This window comes from Thermoanaerobacterium xylanolyticum LX-11 (assembly GCF_000189775.2).
Lineage (GTDB): Bacteria > Bacillota > Thermoanaerobacteria > Thermoanaerobacterales > Thermoanaerobacteraceae > Thermoanaerobacterium > Thermoanaerobacterium thermosulfurigenes.
Map to the genome: position 1 here is coordinate 1,567,075 of NC_015555.1, position 15,408 is coordinate 1,582,482.

Here is a 15,408-nt window from a genome sequence, read left to right on the forward strand (position 1 = left end):
TTCCTCCTATTCATATACTTTATTTTATTTTGCTACTTTGACCATGCTCGGTCTTATTACTTTATTATTAAACATATATCCCTTTTGAAAAACTTCAATTATTTCATTTTCCTTCTTATCCTCTGCTTCTTCCTGCATAACAGCATGATGCTTGTATGGATCAAATATTTGACCTAAAGACTCTATCTCTTTAACACCCAGTTTTTCCAAAACACCTTTAAACTGCCTGTATATTAAATTGACACCTTCTTTAAATGAAGCTATTTCCTCATTATCACTGTGAGTAGCTTCAAGAGCTCTCTCAAAATTATCTACAACAGGCAATATATCTAAGATTACTTGTTCTTTGCCATATTCAATAAGATCGGCTTTTTCTTTTTCTGTCCTTTTTCTGTAATTTTCAAACTCCGCTTTAAGTCTTTGAGCCATCTCTAAGTATTCATTTGCTTCGTCTTCTTTCTGCTTAAGCTTATTTTTCAATTCTTCAATTTCTCCTTCATAATTTTTTTGTTCATTCTGATCGACATTTTCTACACCAATGCTACCTTCAATGTCATCTTGAGGTCGGTTAGCATCGGATGTATTGTCTTTTAAGTCTTCTTCTAAATTGCTTTTATTTTCTATCGTATCTTTATCTCTGTCCATTGTTTCACCTCTTATTTTCTTGATATATATATGATAGAACTTTTGACAATTCATTTGACATCGTATTTATTTCATTTATAAGCCTTTTGTAATTCATCCTTGTAGGTCCAATAATGCCAAAAGTTCCTACAACCTCACCATTTATCTTATAAGTAGATTTGATTATGCTTAAATCCCACATCTCTTCAAACTTGCTTTCACTTCCAATAGTAACATCGATGGAATCATCTAAAGGCTCCAACACTGAATTCATAATGTCTTTATTGTCAATCAGATCGAAAAACATCTTGGCTTTTAACAGATCCTTGTACTCAGGAAAGTTGAGAATATTTGAAATACCTTCAGAATACAAGTCTGTTTCATCCATTTGCTTTAAACCATTTATGATCGTATCTGTAATCTTATCTATGATTCCGATAGCACTGCCAGACTCTTTTTTTATCTCATCTCTCAATGTCTGATCCATTTCTCTTTTTCTTTTTCCCATCATTTTATTGTTGATCAGGTTGTTTAAAAACTCAAACAAATTATTATCAATATTATCCTTTAAACTTATCAAATAGTTTTTCATAATACCTGATTCTGTCATAACAAGAAGTATCAATTTGTTTGCATCAACAGGCAATATCTGTATTCGCTTAATCGTGTTTTCATCAATTCGAGGCATTTTAACCACTATAGTATGGTTAGTAACGGTAGACAATAGCCTGGCATACTTCTTCACTATATCATCTATCTCAGCAAACACCTCATCAATTGTCTCTACTTCATCGTCACGGCTCTCATTCAAATAGTGTTCTAATATATTATTAACGTAAAATCTATATCCTTTGTCAGATGGTATTCTACCTGCAGATGTATGAGGTTGTTCAAGGTACCCCATCTCTTCAAGGTCAGCCATCTCATTTCTGATCGTTGCTGAACTTACACCAAGGTTATATCGCTTTGCGATTGTCCGAGATCCAATTGGTTCTGCCGTCAAAATATAGTCATTAATAACAGCTTCTAAAATCTTTTTCTTCCTATCATCTAACGGCATATTCACCACCCCAAGTTCTATTGTTAGCACTCTTAGCTTGAGAGTGCTAATTACGATTTAAAAATACCACTATTGTGGATATTTGTCAATACTTTAAAACAAAAAATCCTCAAACACATTATTGGATACATCTACTCCATTTTGAGTTAATTTAAGGGCATCTTCTTCTTTAATTAAAAGGCCCAACTCCATATTTTTATAAATGGCGTCTTTAAATACATAAAACATGCTTTCGCCAAATCTCTCTTTAAAGTCCTTATCATTCACTCCATCCATCATTCTAAGACCTAAAAACATAAATTCAGACATTCGATCTTCTAAAGACAGCTCATCAACATCATCAACTGCATGTCCATCATTATAAATCATGTCTATATACTTTTTAACATTTTTTATATTGCCAAATCGCTTATTTCCTACAAATGAATATGCACCTGGTCCAAAGCCTAAATAATGTAAATCCATCCAATACAGCTTGTTGTGTCGGCATTCAAACCCAGGTAATGCGTAATTTGATATTTCATAATGTCTGTATCCATTAGCCTCTAAAAGCTCTGCACCATAGTGAAACATCATCAATTCGAATTCATCATCAGCAAGCTTAATCTCATTTCTTTCATACATGTCGTAAAGTGGTGTTCCTTTTTCTAATATAAGTCCATAACAAGAAATATGTGATGGCTTTAATGCAATTACATTTGTCAATGTTTCTTTAAAATTCTCAAAAGTCTGATTTGGCAATGCATACATTATATCTATGTTTATGTTGTCAAAATATTTGGATGCTAAACCATAATTTTCAATAAAATCACTTACTGTATGTATCCTACCGATAGCTTTTAATAAATTGTTTTGCCAAGACTGCAGGCCTATGCTTATTCTATTTACACCCGCTTTTTTATATGACTTAAGTTTTTCTTCATCTATTAAGCCAGGATTTAATTCGATCGTGATCTCTGCATCATTGCTTAAGCTGTAGTTTTCGTAGATTTCACTCAGTATTTCTTCAATGTATATAGGAGGTAAGACATTTGGCGTACCGCCTCCTATATACACAGAAGTGTATATATCTTTAAGCTCCTCTTTTCTCGTCTTAATCTCCTTTATTATTGCTTCTTTAAACGAAAAAAAACTATCTTCCATGTTTGCATAAGAATTAAAATCACAATAATAGCATTTTCTCTTGCAAAACGGAATATGAACGTATATACCAGATCTAATCATTGTCATCATCAAGCTTTAAGATTGACATAAAGGCCTCTTGCGGAATTTCAACCTTCCCTATTTGTCTCATCCTCTTTTTGCCCTCTTTTTGCTTTTCTAATAATTTTTTCTTTCGCGTAACATCTCCGCCATAGCACTTTGCCAAAACGTTCTTCCTCAATGCTTTGACAGTTTCCCTTGCTATTATCTTTGAACCTATAGCAGCTTGTATAGGAATCTCAAAAAGATGGCGTGGTATATTCTCTTTTAACCTTTCTGTCATCTTTCTGGCTCTTTCATAAGCCTTATCCTTATGGACTATCATAGACAAAGCATCCACTATCTCACCATTTATAAGTATGTCCAATTTCACAAGATCTGATGTCTTATAGCCTTTTAGCTCATAATCTAACGAGGCATAACCTTTTGTCCTCGATTTTAAAGCATCAAAAAAATCATATATTATTTCGTTTAACGGAATATCGTATTTAATAAGCACTCTGGTAGGCTCAAGGTAATCCATTCCTTGATAAACGCCCCTTCTATCTTGACAGAGCTCCATTATGGGTCCTACGTACTCTGTAGGAGACATTATTGTAGCAGTAATTATAGGTTCTTCTATATGATCAATCAACGTCGGCTCCGGTAAATTTGCCGGATTATCCAGTTCAATTACTTCTCCGTTTGTCTTGTAGACCTTATAGATAACGCCCGGTGCCGTAGTCACGAGATTCAGGTTATATTCCCTCTCCAACCTCTCTTGTATTATGTCCATGTGCAAAAGCCCTAAAAAACCACATCTAAAACCAAACCCAAGAGCTGCAGATGTATCTGGCTCAAATGTCAATGACGCATCGTTTAATTGCAGTTTCATAAGTGCATCTTTTAGATTTTCATAGTCCTCACCTTCTGCTGGATATATTCCACAGAAAACCATTGGTGTGACTTTTTTGTATCCAGGCAAAGGTTCAGATGCCGGAAATTCTGCATTTGTTATAGTATCTCCTACACGGGTATCACTGACATTTTTTATGCTGGCAGCGACATATCCAACATCACCAGCTGTAAGAAAATCTACTGGACTTAGATTAGGTCTAAATATGCCGACTTCTGTCACTTCAAATTCTTTTCCAGTCGACATCATTCTTATCTTATCACCTTGCTTTAATGTGCCGTCAAAGACCCTTATAAAACTTATAGCACCCTTATAATTGTCGTAAAACGAATCAAATATCAATGCTTTAAGCGGTTTTTCTTGGTCTCCTGATGGTGGCGGTATCCTCTTTACTATTGCTTCCAAAACATCTTCAATTCCTATGCCTTCTTTCGCAGATATAAGCAAAGAATCTTCGGCATCGATGCCAATAACATCTTCGATCTCTTTTTTTACAAAATCAGGATCTGCAGATGGAAGATCTATCTTGTTTATAACAGGCACGATTTCAAGATCGTGCTCTAATGCCAGATACAAATTTGCCAGCGTTTGGGCTTCTATCCCTTGCGTTGCATCAACAACCAGCAAAGCACCTTCGCATGCTGCAATACTCCTTGAGACTTCATACGTAAAGTCAACATGTCCAGGAGTATCTATAAGATTCAATTCATACTCCTCTCCATCATTTGCTTTGTATATGAGGCGGACTGGCTGAAGCTTTATGGTTATACCTCTTTCCCTCTCCAAGTCCATGCTGTCTAAAACCTGCTCTTCCATTTCCCTTTCTGTCAATACACCAGTCTTCTCAATCAATCTATCCGCCAGAGTAGATTTACCATGGTCTATATGGGCTATAATGCAAAAATTCCTCTTATTTTCCTTTCTAACTTTAGACATTTCAAACCTCCTTCACATATATTAATATTATAGCATAAAAAATCACTTGTACAGAGATTTGAAAAGACCATCAACACCTTTTAATGGCACATGACTATGTTGTCCCAAAAAAGTTATGTTGAGAAAATCTTTGCTTATAGCAACCTTAAATATGCTTTGACTTGCAATACCTGTTGTCAAAGCATTAAACGTGTAATCCACTTGAAATATGCATAACGTGATAAAAATTATGTAGATGGATATGAATAAATATAGCATTCTCAGCTTTCTAAGCCTTTCTTTTTTCTCTTTTACCCTGCTCAAACTTTCATTTCCTCCTAAGTTCATCGTACAAAAGATCCAATTCTTTTATCATCTTTTCTTTCGAAAAATTGCTTAAAATATATTCTTTGCCTTTTTTTGAAAATTTATTTCTCAAATCTTCATTTAATGCAAGAACTTCAATAGCATTAGCCAAATCTTTAGGAGCCTCAGATTTTACGATGATTCCATTTTCATCATTTTTAACTATTTCAGGTATTCCTCCAACATCTGTAGCAATGACAGGTACACCTAACGCCATAGCCTCAGCAACCGATATGCCAAAACCTTCACTGCGAGACGGCAATACAAAAATATCTATACTGCTTAAAAATTTGAATATATCTTCTATAAATCCCAAAAATTCTACATTATCAAGCTTTAATTCCCCAACCATTTCTTTAAGATATTCCATATAAGGCCCATCACCTGCTATAAAGACAAATGCTTTAATTTTTCCCCTAAGTATATTCAACGCTTCAATGAGATCTTGAACACCTTTTGACGGTATAAGCCTTGCAACACAACCAATTATAAAAGTATCTGAAGCTATGTCGTATTTTTCTCTCAGATTCAATGGCGTACTAATGAATTGCGGCATATCAATGCAGTTATATACTACACGTACTTTATCAGACGGTATGCTTTCTTCATCTACAACGGCATTTTTAAGAGCGTAAGACACTGCAACTACTGCATCTGTCTTTTTATTTAAATACTTATTGATTGTCAGATAAAAATACTTTTTTATCTTATTCATATTTTTGTAGTTAGGAAAATTGTGTACTGTCACAACGATCTTTAAATTGTATCCCAGTGAAGCCAGTCTTCCAACTGAGGATGCTTTTGCTCCATGAAAATGAATAATATGTGGTCTGAAATCATCTATAATAGCTCTAAGCTTCTTTATCGCAACAAAATCTTTTTTAAAATTTATTCCATCGCAAATATCAACACAATAAACAGATACACCATCTTCTCTCAAGTCATCCGTTGTTTTTTTATCAAAAGAGCAGCCAACAGCTAATTGATACTTGTCTTTATTAAGTCCATTAAGAATCGACAGCAGATGCTTCTTCATGCCGCCTTCTGCTTCCCTTACAACATGTAAAACTCTTGTTTTTTCCAATCTATTTCACTCCTTTATAATTTTACTTTCATCAATGATAATATCAATAAGCATTGGCACAGTATAGACCATCGTTGTAGCCGCCGCAACAACACCTGAATCGTTAAAAACTAAAGCAAAAATACTTCCTACTACGGTGGATAAAAAGCTTATGTATACATATTTTTGCTCGTTAAGAATCTTCTTTAAAGCGCCAACTGGTTTATAAAAAAGTACAAAGAGTACAAACACCAGCGTAACTAAAACCCTGCTCCATACAGAATACTTAAAAAGTTTTAAATTCATGCTAATCTTTCTTGCAAATATCTGAATAAGAGGGTAAATCCCATTGTTTTTCACTAAATTGAATGTCTGCCCTATGTGCGTTTGCTCTGATACAGGTCTTAAAGAGTCAAGATAAAACAGCAAAAATAATAATACAACGATACTTCCACCTACAAACAAAATATTTTTAATGTTAAGTCTTTTGCCAAATAAGTACATAGACGCAACTGAAAATGCTGCAAATGCGGCTATACCGCCGCCTACATTCGTCCCTAAAGACGGCGACGCTATAAAGTAGAGGGCGATAATGTAAATCAATATATTTGCAAATATTAGATATCTTTTGTCAATATTCCTAAATGTCTCAAATGACAAAAGTGCGAAGCACAATGTAGCTCCTATGAAAATCCCCATGTACTCATTTCCGATACCGTAGAATCTGGCACCTGCAATTACATCGTAACTTAAAAATGAATTTTTCAAAAGATTATATCCTGTAAGCATGTCCAGCATCAATATAGCAGCAGTGAAGGCCGCAATAAAAAAGTATCTAAAACTGCTTTTTTTGACCAATTTATATGTTGTTAATGTAAAGACCGCCGAAACAACAACAATTCCTAAAACGCTATTTACGATGTTTTTATAGTCAAATAGAGGCAAAAGCAAGAAACTTATAGGCATAATCGGTATTAAAAGCAAAAAAGGTTTTACTAAAGTAGAATATTCTTTGAAGAACAGCAGTATAACCAAAGACAAAATCAGTATAAATATCTGCAACATCACATAAGTTTTTAAAAAGTACGGTCTATACGTATAGTTAAATGTAAGCTGCTTTTCTAAATTTTCAAGCTTCATTAAATCTCCATTGACATCTGATGAATATAAATTATGTCCAGTTACAAACGCAGGCACATCTAAGCCAAAATACGTCAATATAGTTGGAAGCAAATCTGTATTTGTAACAACACCCATCCTTTTCGTCGTATCAGATGTTATAAGCTTACCTTTTGCAATACCATTTCCATACATTACAATAGGCGCCAAAAAATCACTTTGACCCATTTTTTGAGAAGGCGGCAAAGGAGTGACAATCATAAAAAGAGTATTTCCACTATCAGAACGTAAAATTTTCCCGATGAATTCATCAGCATTTTTTAGCGCTTTTTCTTTATTCTCTCTATTTATCTTATCTAATCCGATGTTTTGGTAATCATTTGCTCTTGCAGTATCGCCTAAATCAAATATGGTTAGAGCCACATTATCTTTAATATTTAGATACTCCTTGTACATGGTATCATAATCTGTCGATATGCCATAAGGCATCAACGAATCCTTTTTATTCGTCATATAACTAACATCTCCATAAGGCACGATACCGCTGTAATTCATGCCTATTAAAGGAGCATATCTTTTGTAATCAACATCTGTATCTTCATTGCCAAAAACAGCCACACTAAGCCCACTATCCTTAAATTTATCCCCTAATAAGCCAGGCCTTATAATATGGTTTCTTTTAGAGTTGTTTCTGATTATCTGGGCTATATCCAGATTTAAAATTTGTCCTTCTGAAGGAATCTTCCCTGTATTCCTCTCATAAATTGTGGACGCCAATTCATCGTTGTATGTTTCCCATGTGTTGAAATTCAAAGAAGCACCATTAGAGCCAACAGCACGAGTGCCTGTACCAAGTGTCATAAAAACACTTTCCAAAGATCTACCACCATCAGCATTGACAGTCATAAGGCCATAAGTACCATTCTCTATCATCTTATTAATATTTTTTAAATCAACATTTAAAAAATCATCGATAGCAACCCTATTTAATATAAATACTACGGCCTTTTTCCCGTCCTGTCCAGTTTGTGCATAAGAAAAAGAAAATACACCCAAGAAGAAAAGCAAAACTAAAAAAAATAAAACAAACTTGTTTTTCATCGTTGCCTCCTGAATAACAGTTTTATACATAAATCATAATTATATACAGTATAATAAGCCTCTTTTTATCTAAACATAAAACTAGATTGGGGGCATCAAAATTGAAAAAATCATTTAAATTCATTTGTATATATTGTACCATATCTTTGGTACTATTATCCACAATTTTACCGTTGATATTAAGCAATAATACAGCATTTTCAACACCAGACAATCCATTAAAAGGCAAAATCATACTAATCGATCCTGGGCATGGAGGAATAGATGGTGGCACAAACTCTGGAAATATACTTGAAAAAAACATCAATTTAGAAGCATCAATAATCTTAAAAACAGAGTTGATAAATCGCGGAGCAAAAGTAATGATGACAAGAGATAAAGATGTTTCTTTAGAAAATCTATGTAAAGACAATGACTACAGACATAGACGCGATTTAAAAGCGAGAGTAAATATGATAAACACCAACGATATAGATGCATATATCAGCATACACGTCAATGCTGTCAACAATGCTCCGTATGTAAAAGGTCCAATGGTCTTTTACTCAAATACTAATATAAACAGTAAAACATTGGCATCATATGTGCAAGATTCTTTAAATACCATTGCTGGAACAAATAGAAATCCAAATGTTGCAGACTACTTTTTGCTGACAAATGTAAGAAAGACAGGAATCTTAGTAGAACTTGGCTTTATCACAAACAATGAAGACAAAAACCTACTCATCAAAAAAGACTATTTAAAGAAACTATCTACTGGCATTGTAATTGGCTTAGAAAAATACTTTGAAAACAAATAAAGAGGCAAAACCGCATTATTTGGCAAGTCCATCATCTTTCAATACTAAATAAATTGCTTTGGCTAAGTATGGCGTGGAATTTAAGGCCTCCTCCAAAGTATTGTAATTACTGCCTAGTTCAATCAAAATTCCTTTTTCTGAAAAGTGTTGGTTGTATTCAGCGTACTGATGAATCTCTATCCCTAATGATATATCTGGATATAATTCATTCAGTTTATCGCTAATCTGTTTCGCAAACTCGTAATTCTTTTTCCAGTCTTCATTCATATCTGCAGTCCTTCGAGAACCAATTATGAACATTATTTTCGCAACTGTCTGTCCATTTATTTCCATTGTATATTTTTTTCTGTAATCTTGATTTGGTAGGCTACTTAAAACAGGTATTGTATCAACCCCTGGCTGCATTACACTTCCATATCCATCACGGTGCAAATCAATAGTTACCTTGATGGAGGGGTATTCCTCCAAATATTTTTTTACTGATAAAGAAGAATTGTAGTATGACTGATCGTAATTGTAATCGTGTATTGTGCGATCATGCAAAACGCTAATACCATAATCTTTAGTCAAATATTCTGTCAAACTGTCTCCTACTCTTACCATGTTGTAATTGAGATCATTTGTTCTATCATATCCATATGCAGCTACATATTTATTTTTTAAAGTCGCAACGTACGATTCCATCGTATGTGTATGGTAAAGCAATATAAGTGGCTTGCCAGTATCAACGTTACTGACATTTGTCACACTTGTATTCATCTCACTTTTTTTTGATGCTTCATTTGCCACTTCGTTATTTTTATTTTGATTAGCATTGAGATTCTCTGCAACTTGCGTATTAGATGTATTATCTTTTTCTCCTTTGTCTATTTGAGCAATAATGGGAATTTGATACTTTAATATTTTAAGAGGATCTCTTTGATTTAGATTAAACATTGAAGCCATAGTCAAATCTCTATCGTAAAATCCTTCAGCTTTATAGCCAACATCAACAGTTGGCATCGTATAATTTAAAGCAGTTATAAACATGCCATTAATGCTATTGTACTCTTCGGCAAAAGTCTCTGTTTCAAAATTTATATTGGCAGCTTCTATGTCATTTGTCATAAGCCATCTATAAAATAAAATATTAAAAAGCAATAAAATCACAAAAGACACCTTTTTAAGGCGATAATACCTTAGCGAACTTCTGTACAATGAAAGCACCTCTCTTTGGTTTTATACTATAAATTATTCACAAGAGAAGTGCTTTATTACTAATTTAATGTACAAGTTGGTTCATCTCATCTACTGTCAAATTTGGTTGTAAAGCTAAATTAATTCCTCTTGACAAAATAGATGAAATATTTTTAATAAGAAGATCTATCTCCTTTGGCGTGACTATGAGATTTTCTTCAGGACTTAATACCTCTTTTATTAAAGCGTATTTATCTTCATCATTCATATTTTTCAATACATTGTATAGAGGACTATCGCTTTCTACATTGTTTTTTAATGCACTTTCAAGATGTTCTATAGCATCATTGGCAATTGTAGCTGCATCTACTACGGTTGGAACACCTATCGCAATTACAGGAACACCTAAGCTTTCCATGTTGATAGCAGATCTTTTATTCCCTATTCCAGATCCAGGACTAATGCCTGTATTTGAAATCTGTATTGTTGTCGCAAGCCTTTCAACTCGCCTCGATGCAAGAGCATCTATTGTGATGACTAGATCAGGTTTTATCTTATCAACAACGCTTTTAACAATTTCTGCCGTCTCAATACCTGTTATACCTAATACACCGGGAGCCATGGCACTTACAGCACATATATTTTCGCCAAACTGCAGAGGTGCTAATTCTTTCAAATGGCGAGTCACAACAATATTTTCAATTGCTTTTGGCCCAAGTGCATCTGGCGTCACATTCCAATTGCCTAAACCTATTACAAGGACTTTCATATTGACATTAACATTAGAGATTTTCTTTATTACATCGGCAAGTTTTTGTGCTACTTTGTCTTCAAGTTCAATATCCCTGTACTTTAAGTCAGGAACCTCTATAGTTATATAATCTCCTATAGCTTTTCCCATCGCTTTAGCACCGTCATCGTCCACAATGGTTACTTTAACTATTTTTATGTTGTCATCTTGGCTTTCATCTACTAAAACGCCTGGGATCTCTCCCGCATGTCCACCTTTATACATTTCACGGGCTTCAACAGCAAGATCTGTCCTTATATTGAACATAATCTCACCTCAATTCTGTAGGTATAAAAGCATCAACAAGCCCAATTACAAAAGCAGCTATTATTGAACCCAATATAGTAGCATGTATTGTTGGAACTATAAATTGAGATACGTATATTACTATTGCTGCAACTATGAAACCAACAACACCTCTACTTCTCGGAGAAACATTTTGACCAAGCATTGCCTCAACTATATATCCCAGCAATGCAATCACAATTGCTGATATCAAAGCACCCCAAAATCCAGCCACACTAAATCCTGGGACAAGATAACCTACGATCATTAAAACAATCGCTGAAACTACAAATCTAATTATAGCTTTTAACATAAAATCACCTCCTAAAAATATAATTGACATTTTAAAAAATATTATTCGCATAAGGTTGTACTAAACTGCTTTCCTGAATTGTATTGCAAAAAATGCTTTTTCGTGGTAAAATTACTTTTGATTGATTTGAGGAGGTGAATGGTTTGGCAAACATAAAATCAGCTAAGAAAAGAATACTTGTAACAAAAAGAAGGACATTGGAGAATAAAATAGTAAAATCAAAAGTTAGAACAGCTATTTCTAAATTCGAAAAGAGTTTAGCAGAAGGTAACATAGATAATACAAAAGCAGCTTTAATTAATGCTATAAGAGAACTTGATAAAGCATATTCAAAAGGCACATTGCACAAGAATACAGTTGCAAGAAAGAAATCAAGATTATATGCAAAATTTAATGCATTAAATGCTTAAAAAGCGTACGTCGTACGCTTTTTTAATTGCAAAGCTTTCTTATCAATGATTCCAAAGCTAAATTACCATCATAACTTGACTTTAATTCCCTGTCACATTTTACGCACAATTTATATGCATTTAAAAGCTCTTTTTCTTTAAAACACTTTGATTGCTGTATAATATCGTTAATTGAAAAATAAGGTATTCCTAGGCTTTGCTGCAGTTCCTTTTTATCAATTTTTTTCAACAACAGATATTTAGCTTTTATGAGAATTCGAAACTGTCGTGCAATCATAGCTAATATACCAATTGGATTTTCTTCATTCAAAATCATTTTGTTCAATATGTATATAGCTACTTTTTCCTGTCTTAAACCTATTGCGTTTACCAATTTAAATACACTCTCAGCAGTTGATGCTGATATAACGTCTTTCACGTCATCTATAAGCACTTCTTGGCCATCACTGTAAGACACAATTTTTTTGATTTCATTTAAGAGGGTATATAAGTCCACACCTACGCTTTTAACAATATATTCTGCGACAGGTTTTTTTATGACCTTTCCATAGATTCTAACAAAAAACCCCACATAATTGACTGCTTCATCAAATTTTAAATGTTCGAAATTTACGATAGCACCATGTTTACTTATTGCTTTGAATATTCTTTTTCTCGTGTCGATTTTATCCTTAAACACAAACGCAATACAACTGTCTGTGTTTCCACCTTCAATCCGCTTGATTATAGCATCGACAGTATCGTCATTTATCTTTTTTAGAACATCATCATCTTTTATTAAAACAAACCTATGTTCAGACATAAATGGAAGAGTTTCTAAACTGTCTATTATATTTTTATCATTAGCATCTTCAATCATGGAATAATTCATTATTTCTGTGCCTTCAGCTATTAACTTACTTTTTAATTTTTTAATAGCTTCATCGATCAAAAATCTTTCCTCACCGTAAAAAACATAAGCAGGCAAAAAACCTTTATTTATAATCTCCAAAAATTCTTTGTAATTCACTGCCATCAGTCCCCGATCATTTTTTTGACATGTATAAATGTACCATTGGTTTCAATGATAATAGCACCATCTTTGTCTGTCCTGAAAAGTTGTGATTTGCTTTTTAAATATTTTACTACTTCTCCATCTGGCTGTCCATAATTATTTTCACCTACCATTATCACGCTGATTTTAGGATTTACCTCGTCCACAAATTTTTTTTGCGACGACGTATTAGATCCATGATGTGGAACTTTCAATATATCTGAAGATATATTATCATCTAATAGCGCATTTTCCGCTTCTTTCTCTATATCTCCAGTGAATAAGATGCTTACATTTTTATATATCATTTTAAAAACCAGCGCATTATTATTTATGGGATTCTCAGAAATCACGTAAGAATCAGGGCTTAAAACATCATATTTTATTCCAGATATCTCGACCCAATCACCTTTCGACAATTGAAAAACTGGTATTTGCTTTTTGCTGGCGATAGCCATTAATTTTTTGAAATTTTCACTATCCGCCACTTGTCTGCCAATAAATATTCTTTTCACATCTACATCGTTTAAAATCGACAATATGCCGCCTACATGATCATAATCTGTATGAGATATAAACACCGCATCCAACGATGTAGCATTCTTATAAAGCAAAAATGGCATCAATATATCTTGTCCAACATCAAAGGAAGAATTGCCGTATTCAGGTCTTCCTCCACCATCTATCAGTATGCTTTTGCCGTCTGGGGTCATTAAAAAGGTACTATCACCTTGTCCTACATCGAGAAAAGTTATTTCGAGGTTTTTAGGTGTCAATGAATTTACAGCAAACACTGCCATCAAAAGAAACAGCATTGTTGAAACAACACTAATTTTAATTTTTTTGCTGAGATTGCTTGTCAATAAAATCAGTACAGCATAATAACATAACATCATGTAAACTGGCGGTTGGGATACGCTTATAGATGCATGCGGTATCTGTGAGAAAATCCTTGTAAGATACAAGGCGATCTCTACTACCGGTATATTTATAAGATTTAAAGGGATAGAAAGAGGCATATATATAAGACCTAAAATTGCAGACAAAAATCCCAACACTACAGCAACGCTTACAATCGGTACAATCAATATATTTGGCAATAGTGAAATAATCGAAAAACTGTGAAAAAAGTATATAATAATAGGAATCGTGCCAATTTGTGCAGCTAAAGTGACAGAAAGCACTTCTTTGATTTTTTCACTTTTTAACTTTATTATACCTTTTATTGGCTTATACAAAAGCAAAATAGACAATGTCGCTATAAATGATAGCTGAAACCCAATGTCAAATAACATCAAAGGATTGAAAAAGAGTATCATAGTTGCTGCAAAAGACATGGCATTAATTGGATTATTCTCTCTTCCGATGAACATAGCAATTAAAGCCATACAAGCCATTATGACGGCTCTTACGGCTGATGATGGCGCACCTGTCATAACAGTGTATATTAAAAGCAGTGGAACTATGATAAATGGAGAATATCTCCTAATGTGTAAAATATTCAAGACGAACATCATAAATAAAGTCAATATTCCAAAGTTAAATCCTGATACTGCAATTATATGTGTAAGTCCTGTAACTCTAAAAGAATTAAGTACATCTTCTTCAATATTGTATTGACCCAGTATGACAGAGGAGATAAAATCAGCATCGTTTTTTGGCATCGAATTAAAAAAAATCTGCGTTATTCTCTCCCTTGTCCTTCTAACGACTTTATCCGCATAGTTGTCTGCATTGCTTTTTATAATTCGTACAGAATAACCATTTACATTTATCAAAGCTGTAATGCCGCTTTTTTTAAGATAAAGCCTATAATCAAATCCACCAGGATTTCTCTTGCCTTGAGGCAGCTCTACTATTCCTCTTACCTCGATTAAATCACCTTCTTTGGGATAAATACCACCGTACTGCGTTATCAAAATCTTATCTTTGTTTTTAGGGCTTAACACGTATTTTGCAAATCCATCTTTTAAAATGATATTTGAAACAACCCCATTAAATGAAACCAGTCTGTTGCTTAAATTATCGTACACACCTTTTGAGTACAAAGCATTTTCTCCCACCGTCAATCCCAAAACAAATACTGCCAGAAGCAATAAGTAAATGGCATTTTTTTTGGACAGATATATGTAAATGCCGGAAGACAGGACAACTAAAAATGCTAATAACAAAAACACAACATTTATCTCAAGGAACCTGCTTATTATGATGCCTACAGATAATAATACTGCTATGTACAAAAATGGCTTATCCAT

General features: G+C 33.7%; 14 protein-coding genes. 2 read left to right on the forward strand and 12 right to left on the reverse strand.

Features of this window, described 5'->3' with window-relative positions:
* Positions 1–24: 24 nt before the first annotated feature.
* The 7 genes from grpE to THEXY_RS07760 all read right to left on the reverse strand — a co-directional run bounded on the left by grpE (position 25) and on the right by THEXY_RS07760 (position 8,346).
* Positions 25–645, reverse strand: a complete 621-nt coding sequence (gene grpE / locus THEXY_RS07730; RefSeq protein ID WP_013788281.1) for a nucleotide exchange factor GrpE — start codon at positions 643–645, stop codon at positions 25–27.
* Positions 646–649: 4 nt separating this feature from the next.
* Complete coding sequence (gene hrcA / locus THEXY_RS07735; RefSeq protein ID WP_013788282.1) at positions 650–1,684, reverse strand: heat-inducible transcriptional repressor HrcA; 1,035 nt, start codon at positions 1,682–1,684, stop codon at positions 650–652.
* 93 nt (positions 1,685–1,777) lie between these two features.
* A complete protein-coding gene (gene hemW / locus THEXY_RS07740) occupies positions 1,778–2,914 on the reverse strand; it encodes a radical SAM family heme chaperone HemW (RefSeq protein ID WP_013788283.1) in 1,137 nt (378 codons plus the stop codon).
* Complete coding sequence (gene lepA, locus THEXY_RS07745; RefSeq protein ID WP_013788284.1) at positions 2,901–4,718, reverse strand: translation elongation factor 4; 1,818 nt, start codon at positions 4,716–4,718, stop codon at positions 2,901–2,903. Before lepA ends, hemW begins: the two co-directional genes overlap by 14 nt.
* A gap of 42 nt (positions 4,719–4,760) precedes the next feature.
* On the reverse strand, positions 4,761–5,021 hold the full coding sequence (locus tag THEXY_RS07750) for a hypothetical protein (RefSeq protein WP_041592090.1): 261 nt from the start codon (positions 5,019–5,021) through the stop codon (positions 4,761–4,763).
* Positions 5,022–5,025: 4 nt separating this feature from the next.
* Positions 5,026–6,147, reverse strand: a complete 1,122-nt coding sequence (locus THEXY_RS07755) for a glycosyltransferase family 4 protein (protein WP_013788286.1) — start codon at positions 6,145–6,147, stop codon at positions 5,026–5,028.
* A 6-nt stretch (positions 6,148–6,153) separates the two neighbouring features.
* Complete coding sequence (locus THEXY_RS07760; RefSeq protein WP_013788287.1) at positions 6,154–8,346, reverse strand: LTA synthase family protein; 2,193 nt, start codon at positions 8,344–8,346, stop codon at positions 6,154–6,156.
* 101 nt (positions 8,347–8,447) lie between these two features.
* Here THEXY_RS07760 and THEXY_RS07765 point away from each other — a divergent pair, with 101 nt between their 5' ends.
* Positions 8,448–9,146 carry an N-acetylmuramoyl-L-alanine amidase family protein gene (locus tag THEXY_RS07765; protein WP_013788288.1) on the forward strand — a complete coding sequence of 233 codons (699 nt, stop codon included), beginning with the start codon at positions 8,448–8,450 and terminating at the stop codon, positions 9,144–9,146.
* A gap of 15 nt (positions 9,147–9,161) precedes the next feature.
* On the opposite strand, the gene spoIIP is transcribed toward THEXY_RS07765, so the two are convergent.
* The 3 genes from spoIIP to THEXY_RS07780 all read right to left on the reverse strand — a co-directional run bounded on the left by spoIIP (position 9,162) and on the right by THEXY_RS07780 (position 11,710).
* On the reverse strand, positions 9,162–10,343 hold the full coding sequence (spoIIP, locus tag THEXY_RS07770; RefSeq protein ID WP_013788289.1) for a stage II sporulation protein P: 1,182 nt from the start codon (positions 10,341–10,343) through the stop codon (positions 9,162–9,164).
* Between the two features lie 64 nt (positions 10,344–10,407).
* On the reverse strand, positions 10,408–11,379 hold the full coding sequence (gpr, locus tag THEXY_RS07775) for a GPR endopeptidase (RefSeq protein ID WP_013788290.1): 972 nt from the start codon (positions 11,377–11,379) through the stop codon (positions 10,408–10,410).
* Between the two features lie 4 nt (positions 11,380–11,383).
* On the reverse strand, positions 11,384–11,710 hold the full coding sequence (locus THEXY_RS07780) for a phage holin family protein (protein ID WP_013788291.1): 327 nt from the start codon (positions 11,708–11,710) through the stop codon (positions 11,384–11,386).
* 143 nt (positions 11,711–11,853) lie between these two features.
* On the opposite strand from THEXY_RS07780, the gene rpsT reads away from it, so the two are divergent.
* Positions 11,854–12,120, forward strand: coding sequence for a 30S ribosomal protein S20 (rpsT, locus tag THEXY_RS07785; protein WP_013788292.1), 267 nt, complete (start codon positions 11,854–11,856; stop codon positions 12,118–12,120).
* 22 nt (positions 12,121–12,142) lie between these two features.
* On the opposite strand, the gene holA is transcribed toward rpsT, so the two are convergent.
* A complete protein-coding gene (gene holA / locus THEXY_RS07790; protein WP_013788293.1) occupies positions 12,143–13,135 on the reverse strand; it encodes a DNA polymerase III subunit delta in 993 nt (330 codons plus the stop codon).
* Positions 13,135–15,393, reverse strand: coding sequence for a DNA internalization-related competence protein ComEC/Rec2 (locus THEXY_RS07795; RefSeq protein ID WP_013788294.1), 2,259 nt, complete (start codon positions 15,391–15,393; stop codon positions 13,135–13,137). The genes holA and THEXY_RS07795 overlap by 1 nt, the downstream gene beginning before the upstream one ends.
* Positions 15,394–15,408 lie beyond the last annotated feature (15 nt).